General features: G+C 72.3%; 11 protein-coding genes and 1 tRNA gene. 1 reads left to right on the top strand and 11 read right to left on the bottom strand.

Going from position 1 to position 14,193, the window contains the following annotated elements:
* Positions 1–16: 16 nt before the first annotated feature.
* The 10 genes from ACQPZG_RS06575 to ACQPZG_RS06620 form a co-directional block, all read right to left on the bottom strand.
* The gene (locus ACQPZG_RS06575) at positions 17–1,348 is read right to left on the bottom strand and encodes an ATP-grasp domain-containing protein (protein WP_433544882.1); all 1,332 of its coding nucleotides are present in this window, start codon (positions 1,346–1,348) and stop codon (positions 17–19) included.
* On the bottom strand, positions 1,341–3,872 hold the full coding sequence (locus tag ACQPZG_RS06580; RefSeq protein WP_433544883.1) for an ATP-grasp domain-containing protein: 2,532 nt from the start codon (positions 3,870–3,872) through the stop codon (positions 1,341–1,343). The genes ACQPZG_RS06575 and ACQPZG_RS06580 overlap by 8 nt, the downstream gene beginning before the upstream one ends.
* On the bottom strand, positions 3,869–5,191 hold the full coding sequence (locus tag ACQPZG_RS06585; protein WP_433544884.1) for an MFS transporter: 1,323 nt from the start codon (positions 5,189–5,191) through the stop codon (positions 3,869–3,871). The genes ACQPZG_RS06580 and ACQPZG_RS06585 overlap by 4 nt, the downstream gene beginning before the upstream one ends.
* Complete coding sequence (locus tag ACQPZG_RS06590; protein WP_433544885.1) at positions 5,188–5,880, bottom strand: hypothetical protein; 693 nt, start codon at positions 5,878–5,880, stop codon at positions 5,188–5,190. The genes ACQPZG_RS06585 and ACQPZG_RS06590 overlap by 4 nt, the downstream gene beginning before the upstream one ends.
* Positions 5,877–6,827 (bottom strand): hypothetical protein, encoded by a 951-nt coding sequence (locus ACQPZG_RS06595; protein WP_433544886.1) that lies wholly within the window; start codon positions 6,825–6,827, stop codon positions 5,877–5,879. Before ACQPZG_RS06595 ends, ACQPZG_RS06590 begins: the two co-directional genes overlap by 4 nt.
* Positions 6,824–7,714: a hypothetical protein gene (locus tag ACQPZG_RS06600; RefSeq protein WP_433544887.1), complete on the bottom strand. Its 891-nt coding sequence runs from the start codon at positions 7,712–7,714 to the stop codon at positions 6,824–6,826. The genes ACQPZG_RS06595 and ACQPZG_RS06600 overlap by 4 nt, the downstream gene beginning before the upstream one ends.
* On the bottom strand, positions 7,711–8,496 hold the full coding sequence (locus ACQPZG_RS06605) for a gamma-glutamyl-gamma-aminobutyrate hydrolase family protein (protein WP_433544888.1): 786 nt from the start codon (positions 8,494–8,496) through the stop codon (positions 7,711–7,713). The genes ACQPZG_RS06600 and ACQPZG_RS06605 overlap by 4 nt, the downstream gene beginning before the upstream one ends.
* Positions 8,493–9,710, bottom strand: a complete 1,218-nt coding sequence (locus tag ACQPZG_RS06610; protein ID WP_433544889.1) for an ATP-grasp domain-containing protein — start codon at positions 9,708–9,710, stop codon at positions 8,493–8,495. Before ACQPZG_RS06610 ends, ACQPZG_RS06605 begins: the two co-directional genes overlap by 4 nt.
* Positions 9,711–9,714: 4 nt before the next feature.
* Entirely contained in the window at positions 9,715–11,499 is a 1,785-nt protein-coding gene (locus tag ACQPZG_RS06615) for a hypothetical protein (RefSeq protein WP_433544890.1), read from the bottom strand.
* Between the two features lie 747 nt (positions 11,500–12,246).
* Positions 12,247–12,334 (bottom strand) — tRNA-Leu (locus ACQPZG_RS06620).
* 339 nt (positions 12,335–12,673) lie between these two features.
* Between ACQPZG_RS06620 and ACQPZG_RS06625 the strand changes: the two genes are divergently transcribed.
* Positions 12,674–13,216 carry a hypothetical protein gene (locus ACQPZG_RS06625; protein ID WP_433544891.1) on the top strand — a complete coding sequence of 181 codons (543 nt, stop codon included), beginning with the start codon at positions 12,674–12,676 and terminating at the stop codon, positions 13,214–13,216.
* On the opposite strand, the gene ACQPZG_RS06630 is transcribed toward ACQPZG_RS06625, so the two are convergent.
* Positions 13,213–14,172, bottom strand: a complete 960-nt coding sequence (locus ACQPZG_RS06630; RefSeq protein ID WP_433544892.1) for a beta-ketoacyl-ACP synthase III — start codon at positions 14,170–14,172, stop codon at positions 13,213–13,215. The two genes, ACQPZG_RS06625 and ACQPZG_RS06630, sit on opposite strands and share 4 nt — an antisense overlap.
* Between the last annotated feature and the right edge of the window lie 21 nt (positions 14,173–14,193).

Here is a 14,193-nt window from a genome sequence, read left to right on the forward strand (position 1 = left end):
CGGTTTCTCGGCGGAGTCAGCCGCGCGTCGAGGGCTCCCCCGGCGGGAGTCCCCCGGGCCGGGGCGCGATCTCCACGTGCAGGGCGTCCGTCGCGGCCCGCAGCGCGTGCGCCACGGCTGCCGTGCTGTCGCCGGTCGCGATGACCGCGCCGACAGCGCTGGAGGAGAAGTGCTCCGGCGGGAGCTTGACGGTCGTGCCGGGAGCGCGGTCGAGAACGACGTGCTGGACCCCCGCGACGCCGAGCGCCGTGTCCAGTCCGTCGACCCGCACCAGCTTTCCGGCCGCCGGAGCCATCACTTTGCGCAGTCCGGCGTGCAGCGTTGGGCGGTCCGGCACGCGCGGGGCACGACCGGTCGCCACCCGGATCACGTTCTCGTGGAAGGAGATCCCGCTCGCCAGGCCGACCAGATGGGAGCCGATGAAGTCCCCGCCGGCCCGTGCGGCCACCTCCACGAGCCGGGCGGTCCCCAGCGCCTCGTCGTACATGCACTCCAGATGGAAGGCGCAGTCGTCGAAGCCCAGGGCGTGCACGACCTCGTGGGCCAGCGCGCGCACGGCGGAGGCGGCCGCGGGGGGCAGCGCGCTGGGGTGCTGATGCGCCAGCTCCAGACGGAACGGCTCGGTGGTGGTCTTGTCGGTGATCCCGCAGACCGTCACTTGGCCCCGGTGCACGAAGCCCTCGACGCTGTGCTCGCTGCCTGCGAGCAGTTCTTCGAGTACGAGCTCCCCTCGGTCGTGGCGGAAGATGCTGTCCCCGTCGGCGCCGGTGAGCCGGTCCAGCTCGGCGAACGCGGGCGGCAGGTCGCCCGCCGAGCGCAACAGGAAGATGCCTTTGCTGCCGCTGCCGGCCGCGGGTTTCAGGACGGCCGGCAGCCCGACGTGCTCCAGCGCCGGTTCGGCGTCCCGCAGAGTCCGCACCCGGGCGTAACGGGGTATCAGATGCGGCCGGTCCGCGAGCGCCCGGCGCATGAGGTACTTGTTGCGGGCCAGCCGGGCGGCGGCGGGCGTGATACCGGGCAGGCCCAAGCGGCGGGCAGCGCGAGCCGCCGGTTCCACACCCGCGTCCGACCAGGTGACGACTCCGGCGACGGGGTGTCCGGCAGCGATCTCGTCCACCGCGGCGTCGAACGCGGCGGTGTCGTGCGGGTCGACCGCCCGCGCCTCGGCGAGCAGCGCTGCCGGCAGCCCGGCCGGCGGGCGGGCTGCCAGCAGCACCACCGCGTGGCCCTCACGGTGGGCGGCCTCGAATGCGGGCCGGTGTTCCAGCGGATTCTTGCGTACGCCCACGAAGACGACGACGGAGCGCGTTCCGGGGCGGGCTGCCGGTGCGGGCCCGAGCTCAGGCACGACGCTCCACCTCGATGGTCAGCTCGGTCTCGACCCGGTCGAGGGCCGCCTCGAACTCCTCGGTCGTCCCGGCGCCCACGACCACCATCAGGCACCAGTCCATGGCGTGGGAGAACCCGACCCGGTCACCGACCTTCTTCATCAGGCGCCAGCCGAGAACTCCGTCGACCGCTTCGATCTGCTCGCCCGTCGGCAGACCTGTCACCGTCCCGGCGTGGGCCGGACGCAGGTGCAGCGCGCCGATGTGCCGGGGGGCGGGCACGGCGTCCGCGTCCGCCCCGGCCGGACCGCCGTATGCGGTGTCGCCGTACAGCAGGCCGTTCGCGACGGTGTCGAACACACTCCGGCCGAGCCGGGCGGTGAGCATGTCGGGAATCCAGCCGCCGCCGATCCGGGTGGCGATCTCCGAGAAGACGAGGTCGCCCGCGGGGGTCTCGAAGACCTCCAGGTGGGTGACGGCGGTGTCGATGCCCAGCGCCTCGTTGACGCTGGTGTGCATCGCGTGGATACGTTCGTAGAGCTCGGGGTGGTCCTCGGGAGCCAGGATGTACGAGCCGTCCCGTCCTGGTGGCGCCTCGTGCGCGGCTCCGTCGGTGGCAACGTGGTCGAGCCGGGGCACGTAGTACGCGCTCACGGTCAGGAAGAGAGGCTTGCCCTCTCGCCACAGTGCGTCGATGTGCAACTCGCGGCCGGACACGAAGCGTTCGAGGATGAGGTGGCCCGAGGCGAGCCGGTCGGGCTTCGCCAGGCCGCGCAGGACGGTGGCGATCTCCCCCGCGTTCTCGACGCGGGTCGTGCTCATCGTGCCGAAGCCGAACGCGGGCTTCACGATCGCGGGGAACCCCACGTCGGGCGAGGTGTCGCCGTCGGCGAAGGTGACGTCGGTCGGCAGCGACGCCCACTCGGTGACCGGCACACCGGCGGCGGCCACCAGGTGCTTCATCATCCGCTTGTCGCGCACCCCCGCCCGCATCTGCGCGCTCGCCCCGCCGCAGCCGAGCAGCGCGCGCAACTGGCCGGCGGCGAGCTGCCCGTCCTCGGAGAAGGACAGCACCTGGTCGACCCCGATCCCCCGAACCGCCAGGTCGACGGCGACCCCGGTCAGTTCCTCGACGGAGTCGATGCGGGAGACACGGTGCACGGAGCGCGCGGCGGCGGTCAGTTCCGGCGACGCCGCGGCGGTCGCCAGCTCGGACTGCTCCAGTACGAGATGGAGGTGGGGCGTCGCGGCGAGCAGCGCCCTGACCATGTCGGGGCGCCACTTACAGAGCACGACGACGGGGCCGTCCTCGGCGATGCGGGGCGGCTCGCCGGGTGCGGCAGCCGGTCCGGGCACGGCATCGACCGGCTCGACCCGGATGCTGATCTGCCGGAGCACGGCGTCGGCCGCCGAGTCCACCTCGGCGGGCGTGTCCGCGAGCAGCAGCGCATGGGCGACCCGGTCGCCGGACGAGTGGAGGCCGGTGAGCACGTCACCCGCGTGCTTCTTCTGGCCGACCCGCACCACGTCGGGGCGCTCCTGCGCCGCCTCCACACCGTCCACTGCCGTGAGGCGACCGGGGCGGGGTGCGGGCAGGAACAGCACGCCGGCCGCGCGGGGCCGTTTCGAGGGGAGACCGACCTCGCGCCCGAGGGCCAGCTCGATGACGCTGCGGAAGAAGTCGTGCCCGTAGGCCCGGCACATCAGCTCCAGGATGTGGTCGCCGGGGGTGCGCACGGCGAACTCCATGGGCTTCAGGACGCTGCCGTCGTCCCGGTACTCCAGGTGCACGAGGCCGGTGCGGATACCGGCGGCGGCCACCAGCTCCGCCGTCTGCCCGTCGACGCGCTCGCGGTCGGCGGGGCGGTGGGGCAGCCGGTGTTGCAGTTCGACGAACTCGGGCGGTCCGGTGGTCACCTTGCGGGTGTGGTTGCCGAAGATCACCGTGCCGTTCTCGACGAGCCCCTCCCAGCTGTACTCGGGAGTGTCCAGGTACTCCTCGATCAGCACCTGCTGGCTCACGTCCCGGCGGGCCAGGTCCGCGCGGAGCGCGTCCTCGTCCGCCACACAGCGCACCCCGGCGCTGCCCATGCCGCGCAGCGGTTTGACGACGACCGGGTAGCGGCCGCGGCTCCACTCGGCCGCCCGTTCCGCGTCGTCGACGACGGCGTGGTCGGGCTGGGGCAGCCCCGCGTGGGCGAACAGGGCGCGCTGAACCGCCTTGTTGCGGCTCGCCTCGGCTGCGGCGAGGGACGGCCCCGGCAGCCCCAGCAGGTCCTGCACCCGCGCCGAGGCCAACACGTGCTGCTCGGCGAACGGCACGGCCCCGTGCGGCGGGTACCGGTCGGCGAGGTCGAGCGCGGCCCGCAGCCAGTGCGTCTCGGTGGCGCCGGCAGGCGTCTCGAAGTGCGCAACATGCTGCTCGTGCCGCTCGCGCCAGGTCTCGTCGTCGAGCAGTACGGTCCGCACGCCGAGGTCCCGTGCGGCGGCGACGTAGCCGCGGCCCATGATGCCCGCGCCGACCAACAGCAGTGTGTCCGTCATGTCGTTTCCTCTGTGTGTGACGAGGGTGTCTTTTCGGGCGTGGCCACGGCAGGCGTGCCGCCGGGTCCCGGCACCGCGAGGCGGCGCCGGCCGAGAGTGAACAGCAGCAGCAGGCAGAACGAGGCGAGGCCCAGCCACACCGCCGAGGCCTCGCCCGTGAGGGCCAGAGCGACGCCGATCGTGGGTCCCGCGGCCGTACCGATGCCCATGGCGCCACTGGCCAGGGCGGAGACCCGGGTGACGTCCTTGGGCTGGACGGAGTCGATCAGCCATGGGTGGAACGAGCAGGAGTACGCACACTCACCGAGCGCGAAGACCACGGCGAACAGCAGGAGCCCCGCGTACCGCAACGGCAGCGGGCCGAACGACGACGCCATGGCCACGACGTACGCGGCGACCCACAGCAGGACCGCGGTCCGCAGCCCGAACGTCTCGTCGCGACGGGACAGCAGACGGGTGATCCGGCCCTGCCCCAGTGCGACGACGGCGGTGTTCACGAGCAGCAGCGCGGAGACCGTGCCGAGCCCGATGCCCATCAGCCGTACGGCGACCAACGGCGAGGTCGCCTCGAACTGGCTGTGCCCGAACAGGTAGGCGCCGAGCTGGAACAGCACCGCGAGCGCTCCTGCGGCCCCGAGCCACTTCAGCCGCCCCCCGGCCGCCCTCGTCCCCTCGACGGCTTCTTCCCCGGGTGTCGCGGCTTCCCGGCGTTCGGCGTCCCCGACCTGCGCACGCCGCTCCCGCACACGCAGCCGGTGGAAGGCGTACGCGAGGGGCAGATAGCTCAGCGCGTTGGCGACGAACAGCCACGGCACCACGGCGGTGGCGAAGAATCCCGTGGTCAGACCGGCGACGACCGCACCGAGTCCCAGGCCCACGTTGATGGCCCGGTAGCGCCGCGCGAACACCGAGCGCCGCTGCTCCGGCGGTGTAAGCGTGCTGAGCACCGGCACCATGGAGACCAGCAGACAGCCCTGGCCGCAGCCGATGAACAGCACGGCCACGAACAGCGCCGTCAGCGACCCCGCCGCCGCTGTCGCCAGGAAACCCACGGCGAGCATCAGCGTCCCGGCCAACCCCAGGCGGGTGGGCCGCGGTGCGACCCACCCGGCCGCGAGCACGCCCGCGGTCACCAGATTGGCCGCCGCGGCGGCGCCGTAGAAGATGCTGACGCCCGCCGTGCCCATCTCGGGCAGATCCGAGAGGTACAACGCGGTGTAGGGGTAGACCAGGCCCGAGCCGAAGGTGGACACGCCGTTCAGCAGGATCAGCGCGTCCGCTGCGGTGAAGCGTCGGCGCAGGCTCGCGACCGTGCTCATGCGGCCCTCTCCCGCTCCCCGAAGGCCGAGTGGAGGAAGTACGTCCAGTCGGCGGCACCGGGGTCGGAGACGTGCAGCAGGTTCTCCACCGCGTCGTAGTGCGTGGTGGGGTACCGCACGACGCGGCGCACCATCTCCTTGAAGATGTGGAGGGTGGACAGCTCCTGCTCCCCGGCGCACCGGCAGATGTCGACCTCCTGCCCGACCAGGTAGTCGCGCAGGCTACCGGCGAGCCGGGTGAAGTGGGTGTTGTCCGCGTACAGGCCCAGGAAGTCGCGCTGGGTGCAGCGGGCACGCAGCCGGTCGACGACCGTGAACCCGAGGGCGTCGACGACACCGAGCACCAGGTCTGCCGTGCGTACGGTGTCCTCGCCCGCCGGGTTGAGGAGCGGCCCGGCCAACAGGTCCCGCAGGGCGGCCAGATCGCGGTCGGGGGCGCGCAGGGTGCGGACGTACCAGTCCCTGGCACGTACCTTGCGCTCGATGTTGCGCAGGGCCCAGGCGACGGCCTGCCCGGAGGTGTGCACCTCGTAGGCGTACGCGGCGGCCGGCTCGTACACGGCCAGGAGTCCGCGGACGGTGTCGCGGGCCGACGCGGCGGGGCAGCGCGCGCACGAACCCGCGAGGATGTCGGGCTTGAGGATGAGCAGGGCGCCCGTGTGCGTCGCGGCTTCTCCGGCAGCACTCATCGAATCTCCTTGAGCAGGACGTCGAGCAGCCCGGTGAGCCGTACGAGGTCGTCGTCGCCGCACGTGCGGCCGAGGCCGACGCGCAGGGCGGTCGGCAGGTCCTGGTCGGCGAGCCCGTACACCAAGGCCCGGCTCTCCAGGAACTGCACCAGTTCCCGTACGGCGGCCGGGCTGAGCGTGGTGGGCAGGACACACGCCAGGTCGCGGCCGCGCCGGTACGGCGGTCCGGTCAGCCAGGAGCGGCCCGCGGTGTGCGCGCGGACCAGCGCGAGGCGTGCCCCGACCTCGTCCTCCAGGCGTTCGGGGTGCGACTCGGCGAGGGCCCGCACGCCGTGGGCGAGCATCATCAGGTCCGAGGCGCTGGGGCGTGGCGTACCGGGTCCGTCTGCGTCGAGCAGCGCGCGGATGCCGAAGGGACCGCTGTCCTCCTCGGTGCGGGCGGCTGCGGCCGCGCGCGGGGACAGGGTCAGGACGGTGGTGCCGGGCACGACACCGAGCAGCGCGCCCGGACAGAAGGCCGCCACGTCGAGTTCCGCGAGGAGTCCTTCGGCCAGCGGCCAGGAGGAAGCCGTGAGATCCGCGGCGCTCCACCCGCCGGGTTCCCCCGCGCCGGACGGCCGGGCCGCTCCGGCGACCGGCCGGGGCACGACATCGTGGGCCGTCGCCCACTTCTCCCGGCCGAGCTGCCCGGCCAGGGTCTGCGGCACCACGGGTACGAGGAGGCAGCTGTGCCCGTCCGGCAGGTGCACCAGTGCGCGCAGCTCCTTCAGGAGCGAGGCGGTGAAACCGTCGGTGCCCGCGAGGCCGGGCCGCAGGCCGAGCACCGCGGGGCCGGACCGGGCCAGGGACGCGAGGCGGTCGGCGGGCACGGCGACGCAGGAACCGCCGAGGCGCGGCTCGCGGGGCAGCACCGCGTCGGGTATGTCGTACAGCTCGACGAGGTTCATCGGTGTCGTCCCAGCTTCGGTCGGGCCACGAGGCGTACGTAGGGGCCTGCCTGCCCGCCGACCGAGTCGATCAGTGCGGCGAGTTCGGCCCGCGTCTCCTGGAGCGCGGCGGCCGTGTCGGCGGGCGGTTCGAGCAGCCGGCGCGCTGTGTGCGCCGCGCACCGGGCGGGCGCGAGGGCGGGCGCGGACTGGGCGGCGGGCCCGCGTTCCGCCTCGCGTCGCAGGAGCCGTACCAGCCACTTGACCGAGGGAACGGTCACCCCTGCGGCGGCGAGCGCGCACTGACCCGTGTGCACCAGGGCCTCCCGGTACATCCAGGCGGCCGACTCCGCGTGCCCGTCGGCGAGTTCGCCCGCCACGTCGTTGAGGCGATTGACGGCGGCCACGGCGGCCACGTTCAGGAGGTAGCGCGGCAGGTCACCGGTTCCGAGGTCGTCCCGTAGGTCCTGGAGCCGGTCGGGACGCCGCAGGGCCCGGCCGGTCCGTACGCGGTGCAGGATCTTGAGGTTGTCCTCGTCGACCAGCTGCGCGATGCCGTGCTGCTCCGCCAGGCTCGCCACCGCGTCGCGGAAGTCCTTCCGCAGCCGGTCGAGCGCTGCCGGGTCGAGCACCGCGACATTCACCTCCCGGCCCTCGTGGAAGGCGACCGTCGCGGTCCGTTCGCCCTGGCGCGCGGCCGTCTCCGAGCCCGTCACCCGGAAGTCGCCCACGACGTAGAGGTCGAGGTCGGAATTGCGGTTCGCGAGCCCGTCGGTCGTCGAACCGGCGAGGAAGAGCAGATCCTCGGCGCCACAGCCGGTCGCGGCGAGTGCGGTGGCGGCGAGCGCGTCGTGGTCGACCGCGGCCGGCCCGGCGGCCCGTACGGTGTTGGTTCCTGGCACGTTCACTGCTGTTGCCTCGACTCCATCCAGGACCGGCAGCGTCGGCCGAAGGCGGCCAGCACCGCCCGGTCCAGGGGCGATTGATCGGTGTGGTGCTCGAAGTGCCACTGCACGCCGAGCACGAAGCGCTCCGGAGCGCCGACGCTGACGGCCTCGACGGTGCCGTCCGCGGCCGTCGCCTCGACGAACACCTGGCCGGGCATCTTGGCGACCCGGTCGCTGTGCTGGGAGTTGACCGGGACGGCGCCCGGATCCCGACCCGGGCCCACCAGCGGGGCCAGCAGCCCGCCCGGTCGTACGTCCACGGTGTGTGCGGGCGCCCAGCGGTCGGGCCCGTCCACGCCCGCCCGCAGCCGGTGCTTCACGTCCGACGCGGGTACCGCTTCGAGCGTGCCGCCCTGGTGCACGACGAGTTCCTGCAAGCCCCGGCAGCTCGCGAGGACGGGCAGAGCGGGAAGCGCGTCGGCCGCTCGCAGCAGCGCCGCGGCCGTCGCGTCCCTGGGCAGGTCGTACTCCCGGTCCGGCACGGCATCCGCCTCCCGCCCGCCGTAGCGCTGGGGATGCACGAACGACCCGCTGCCCGGCAGCACCAGGCCGTCCAGGCGTGCCAGCAGGTGCGCCGCGTGCTCGGGCCGCACCGTGTGCAGCAGCACGGCGGCCACGCCCGCGTGGGCCAGGAGCGGCTCCGTCAGGTGGTCATTGACCCGCGAGTACGTCGTGCCGTTGGCCCGTTCCTTGTGACAGGCGAGGATCCCGACCAGCGGAATGCGGTGCTCGCCGGCGCTCAAGAGGCCGACTCGCGCAGGCCCGCCACCGCACCGGGCAGCTCCGCGGGATCGTCGGTGACGACGACCGCCACCACCGAGTCGGTGCCCGGCCAGTCCTCCGCGACGACGACCCCGGGGCGCGCACGCACCGACATGACGACGTCCTGCACCGGACGCCCCGCCTTCGGCAGCAGCACCATGGCAGCGCCCCGTTCCGGCTCACCGGGCTCGTCGGGCAGCTCTCCGCCGGCGAGCAGCGCCAGCAGGCTCTCGTACGGCCGCACGGCTTCCCGGTGTGCGTACGGGATGAGGTGGGAGTTGATCAGATCGCCGCCGAGCCGCCCGCCGACCTCCAGGACCACCGGGCCGCGCGGTCCGAACCGCAGGTCCACGTGAAAGCCGCCCGTGCGCAGACCGACCGCGAGCACGGCCTGCTCGGCGGTCTGCCGCAACTCCTTGACCTGCGTCCGGGTGCGGGCGGAGGGGACCGCCGTCGCCCACGACGCGGACAACGGTCCTTCCAGGTACTTGTCGGTGACGCCCAGGATCCGCACCGTGCCGTCGTGCACGACGCCCGACACCGAGTGTTCGGAGCCCTCGACGTACTCCTCCACCAGGAAGTCGGTGGTGCCCGAGTAGTTCGCCGACGTCAGCGCCCACACTTCGGCCGGGTCGGAGTCGGGGCGGATCACCGCCATGCCCCGACCGCCGGAACAGTGCGCGGACTTGAACACCAGCGGCCTTCCCGTGGCGCCGAGCTCTGCGATCACGGAGCGCAGATCGTCCACCGTGCGACCCGCACGCCAGGGCGGGTTGAGGCCGAACGGCTCCATCGCCCGGCGCTGGGCGACCTTGTCCGTGGCGCGCACCGCTGCGGCCTCGCCGAGCCCGCGCACCTTGAACCGCTCGGCGAGCAGCGCGGTGAGGCCGACGTACTTGTCGCCCCAGCAGGCCACCGCGGCCACGTGCGCACCAGAGCCCGACTCCGGGGCCCGCACGTTCCGCACCGCCTCCGTCGCCTGGTCGGTGAGCCCCGCGGCGCGGTCGAAGGACCCGCGCCGCCGCTCGGGCAGTCCGGTGTGGGACAGGTCGGCGTCCGACGCGACGTGGACGCCGAGTCCGCAGGCGCCGGCAGCCTCGATCTCGGCACGCCACTCCAGGGGCGAACGGCGCAGGCCCAGGAAGAGGACCGCGGGGCCCTCGGCCGTGGTGGGGGGATTCGCAGTTGTGGTCATGGGGTCAGACACCCTTCTCGTTCGCCGTGCTCGCCTGCGCGTGCGCCTCGGCACCGTATCGGCCCTGGTACCAGGGGTTTCCGAAGTCCTGCACCACGAAGGGCTCTTCGCTCTTCTCGACGCGGACTGCGTGCTCCTGGTAGTAGCCGCGCAGGACCTCGCCCATCGCGATCGCCGACCGCAACTCGCGCAGCCCGTAGACGTCGCCCTCCGTGCGCATCAGCCGCAGGTCGTACATGCCTGGCCGGTGCGCGCCCGCCAGGGTGATGCCGAAGGGGACGCGGATGGCGTGGCGTACCCCGTTGGCCACATGCCCCTGGTGGTGGTGCGAGGTCCACTCCGTCATGTCGGGCATGGAGGGGGCGAAGAACCAGTCGCGCTCGGCGAAACTCTCGTCGTCCGAGACGTCCGCCGCGTGCGGCATGAAGTGCCAGCCGTTCCAGCGCATCCGAGCCGCGATCGCACGCACCACCTGCGGCAGTTCGGCTGTGGCGCCCGCGGCGGCCAGCCGCTCACGGAAGTCCTCACCGGGCACGACACAGCAGTAGTACTCGCTGGTCTTCCAGTGCCCCGGTTCGATGCTGCCCTCGGCCAGCAGCGAACTCAGCCGCAGGACGTCCCGCGGCCCACGGGACATGCTGACGTCCGAGTCGGTGGCGAACGCGGCGGCGTTCACCAGCCCGTGGAGCACCTCTTCGAAGCGGCTGCCGAAACCCGGCTGCGAAGGCGAAGGACCACTGTCGAACAGCGGCTGCCAGTCCACGGCGAATCCGCCGCCGCGCACGGTGTCCGGCGCCGACGGCACGAGATCCGCGAGGGTGTCGAGGAACGCCTCCGGGACGTCCGCCCCGGTGACCGGGGTGTCGAAGAGGTGCTCCTTCTTGTTGATGGTCATCGCCTGCACGGTTCGATAGACCACCGCGCCCGACTCCAGCTTGCGCAGCCGCAAGTTCCGGGCCAGATCGGCCAGTTCGAAAAGTCTGCCCACCGCGGAGCCCGAGGCCGCCGGATCGGGAACGGTACCGTCGTACGCCCGGATCCGACCCTCGATGAACTCCGTGAGCCTGCCCGGCAGCAGCTGTGTGCCGCTGAACTCCTCGGTGCGTGAGGGGGTTCCGGACGATATCAGGGCGGACATGCAGACGACGAAACAGGCGTCGACGGCATGCCACTGCCCCAGCGGGGTCTCGGCGAGCACCTTCAGCCGGCAGCGATCGGACTCGGGCCCGATGGACTTGCCGACGAGATTGCCGTCCTTGCCGAGGTTCGTGTAGCAGGCGTCGCCCATGTAGAGCCGTATCGGCCCCACGTGCCGGAGCAGGAACCTCAGGCGGGCCACCAGGCCCGCCGCGTGCTCCTGTCCCTGCCCGGACAACCAGTCGCGGACGGCCGTGACCTCGGCGACCGCGCCCTCGGCGAGCGCCGCACACGCGGCCTCCAGGCCGTCCGGCGGGCCCCCGGGCCAGCGGATCCCGGCGACGACCCGCAGATCGGCGCCCCCCGCCTCCCCCGGAGCCAAGAGGCAGGCCTTGCCCGCCTTCAACTGACCGAACCGGTAGCCGCCCGCATCCTCCGCGGCCGCTACGTCGACCAGTGCGCCGGCCGCCTCCACCGCTTCGAGCAGGTGGTGCTCAGCCGGACGCAGCGCACCCAGCGCCACTTCCGGCGTGAGTCGCTCACCGAACGTGGCCAGATGACGGACGGCGGCACCGGCGGAGGTGAACCCTCCGGCCTCCGCGGCGACCTTCTCCAGAAGCTTGTCGAATCCTTCGGACCGAAGCAGACCCATCTGCGGTTCCCTTGTGAATACATGTGACTTTTCGCAAGCGATCGCCGATGAACGCCAGATGCCGGACGGCTGGAAGGAACGAACCCGAAACAAGCACGGAGGAACGCGGGTTGACCGCGCGCAGCGCCACGTGAAACCGGAACGACGAAGTGGGGGTCGATGAACCCGCAGCCTGAGAAATCCGGAAGAGCCCCGTTGCTCAAGTCCCGACCGATCGCAGATGGTGCGCGGTCCGGAACGCGAGGTGACTCTAACCTCTGGCGTAACGCCCGGCAATCATCAGACGGACAACACATGACCAAGTCGGCTTCCCGCCAACGGATTTCACGGAGGGACGTACCGTTTCTGCCGGTTCGTGGCCGCTCTTGGACATGCGTTGACCACGTGTCCAACGAGCCGGAAACGGGTCAGAAAGCCACGGCTCGGACAGGGCGTGTCCCTGCCTCCGCATCTTCGGAGGGTCGAGAATCGAGACGCCGGCATCTTTGCGGCCGTGCGATCCGAGGACGTACATCGACTCGTCCGGCTGTGGCCGTACCGCGTCCCCTTACCGGACGGGGGTACCTGGGCCCCTTCCTTGGCGGGGAAGGTCGCAGGCGGGAGAACGTCAGGACGCCCGAGCCGGCGGGAGCAGGTCACCCCCGCCCCCTTCGCGCCTCCCGATCAGGGCTTGCGGCTTTGGGCCGTGCGAGGGGTCGCACCCCTGCCCGGAAATGCAGAAAACCCCACGTGAAGTGGGGTCTCAGCTGGTGTCCGAGGGGGGACTTGAACCCCCACGCCCGATAAAGGGCACTAGCACCTCAAGCTAGCGCGTCTGCCATTCCGCCACCCGGACAAGGTGTCTGCCGTTCGGGGCTGTTTTGGCTGGCCCGTTCCGACGTGGAGAACAATACCAGGGGTTCGGGTTGGGTTTCACCTGCATATTGCGTGGTCAGTGACCTGCGGGAGCCGAGCCGGAGGGGCTCGCGCGTGTGATGCCGTCGCGCACACGAGGTGTGGTCGGGGCGATACCCGCAGTGGTGGCGGAACCGTACGGCGTGCGGGGCAGGACCGTCGTGTCCACGTCCGGAGGGGCGGCCGGATTCGGTGGACGGGACCGCGTGGATGCCTTGTGGGCGGACGCCGCTTTCCCGCGCATGTGGGTGACCCCGCGGGGAACCCGGCCGTCATGGAGATGACGCTCCCTCATGTACCGCTCGCGGCAGGCGGGGTGGCGAAGTTCACCGGCGTCCTGTGGCAGGACGTGCTGCTGAACGCGGCCCTGTACGCCGGCTTCGTCGGCATCGGCGTCTGGCTCACCTGGTGGTGGCAGGAGCGCAAGCGCGGGGTGCGCGGTGCGGCCGAGAAGCACCGCGCCCTCGGGCGGCGGATGCGGACCCGGCGCGTTCTGGCTGCGCTCTCGATCGCGGGATCGCTCGCGCAGATCGCCTCCGGCCTCGCCATGGTCACCCGTGACAGCCCGGACGACGACGGCCAGGCACTCCTGGTGTGCGGCGGGATCACGGCCCTGGCGTGGCTGTTCGTGCTGCCGCTGTGCAGGCCGCTCCCCCGGCCGTCCGACGACCGGGCGGTCAGGAGCGGGCCCACCAGGCAGAAGCCGTGGGTGGAGGTGTCGTACGAGCACCTGCCGTCCGGCGTTCCCGGCAGGGGCGGGGCTCCCGGGAAGGGCGGGCCCTTCGGCAGGGGCGGGACCTCCGGCCGGGGCGAAGGCGGTTAGGGGCAGCGCACGACCTGGCCCGCGTACGACAGGTTGCCGCCGAAGCCGAAGAGCAGGACGGGAGCACCCGAGGTGATCTCGCCGCGTTCGACCAGCTTGGAGAAGGCCATCGGGATGCTCGCCGCGGACGTGTTCCCGGAGTCGACGACATCGCGGGCGATGACCGCGTTGACCGCGCCGATGCGCTGCGCGAGCGGTTCGATCAGGCGGAGGTTCGCCTGGTGCAGGACGACGGCCGCGAGTTCCTCGGGCGCGACCCCGGCGCGGGCGCAGACCTGGCGGGCGATCGGCGGGAGCTGCGTGGTGGCCCACCGGTAGACGGACTGGCCGACCTGTTCGAAACGCGGGGGTGTGCCCTCGATCCGTACCGCGTGGCCCATCTCGGGCACCGAGCCCCACAGCACCGGGCCGACCGTGCCCGCGTGCGTGTCCCGGTGGTCCTCCGTGGTTGCCTCGATCACCGCGGCGCCCGCTCCGTCGCCGACCAGGACGCAGGTCGAGCGGTCGGTCCAGTCGGCGATCTCGGTCATCTTGTCGGCCCCGATGACCAGGGCGCGAGTGGCGGCCCCGGCGCGTACGGTGTGGTCCGCGCTGGCCAGGGCGTGGGTGAAGCCCGAGCAGACGACGTTGAGGTCCATCACCGCGGGCGAGCCCATGCCGAGCCGGGCGGCGACCCGGGCCGCCATGTTCGGCGAGCGGTCGATGGCGGTGGAGGTGGCGACCAGGACGAGGTCGACGTCGGCGGGGGTCAGGCCCGCCGAGGCGAGTGCCTTGGCTCCGGCGTGCGCGGCGAGTTCGTCCACCGGTTCGTCGGGGCCCGCGACGTGGCGGGTCCTGATGCCGACCCGGCTGGTGATCCATTCGTCGCTGGTGTCGACCAGCTTGGTCAGGTCTGCGTTCGTGAGCACCTTGGCCGGCTGGTAATGCCCGAGCGCGACGATCCGTGAACCGGTCATGCGGCGACTCCACCCCTCATT

The sequence above is a fragment of the Streptomyces sp. CA-294286 genome, assembly GCF_050947155.1.
Taxonomy (GTDB): Bacteria; Actinomycetota; Actinomycetes; order Streptomycetales; family Streptomycetaceae; genus Streptomyces.

Excerpts from the sequence above, each read along its gene's own strand:
- ACQPZG_RS06580 (WP_433544883.1), bottom strand. The coding sequence starts at position 3,872 with ATGACGGACACACTGCTGTTGGTCGGCGCGGGCATCATGGGCCGCGGC.
- ACQPZG_RS06585 (WP_433544884.1), bottom strand. The coding sequence starts at position 5,191 with ATGAGCACGGTCGCGAGCCTGCGCCGACGCTTCACCGCAGCGGACGCG.
- ACQPZG_RS06590 (WP_433544885.1), bottom strand. The coding sequence starts at position 5,880 with ATGAGTGCTGCCGGAGAAGCCGCGACGCACACGGGCGCCCTGCTCATC.
- ACQPZG_RS06595 (WP_433544886.1), bottom strand. The coding sequence starts at position 6,827 with ATGAACCTCGTCGAGCTGTACGACATACCCGACGCGGTGCTGCCCCGC.
- ACQPZG_RS06610 (WP_433544889.1), bottom strand. The coding sequence starts at position 9,710 with ATGACCACAACTGCGAATCCCCCCACCACGGCCGAGGGCCCCGCGGTC.
- ACQPZG_RS06615 (WP_433544890.1), bottom strand. The coding sequence starts at position 11,499 with ATGGGTCTGCTTCGGTCCGAAGGATTCGACAAGCTTCTGGAGAAGGTC.
- ACQPZG_RS06625 (WP_433544891.1), top strand. The coding sequence starts at position 12,674 with ATGACGCTCCCTCATGTACCGCTCGCGGCAGGCGGGGTGGCGAAGTTC.
- ACQPZG_RS06630 (WP_433544892.1), bottom strand. The coding sequence starts at position 14,172 with ATGACCGGTTCACGGATCGTCGCGCTCGGGCATTACCAGCCGGCCAAG.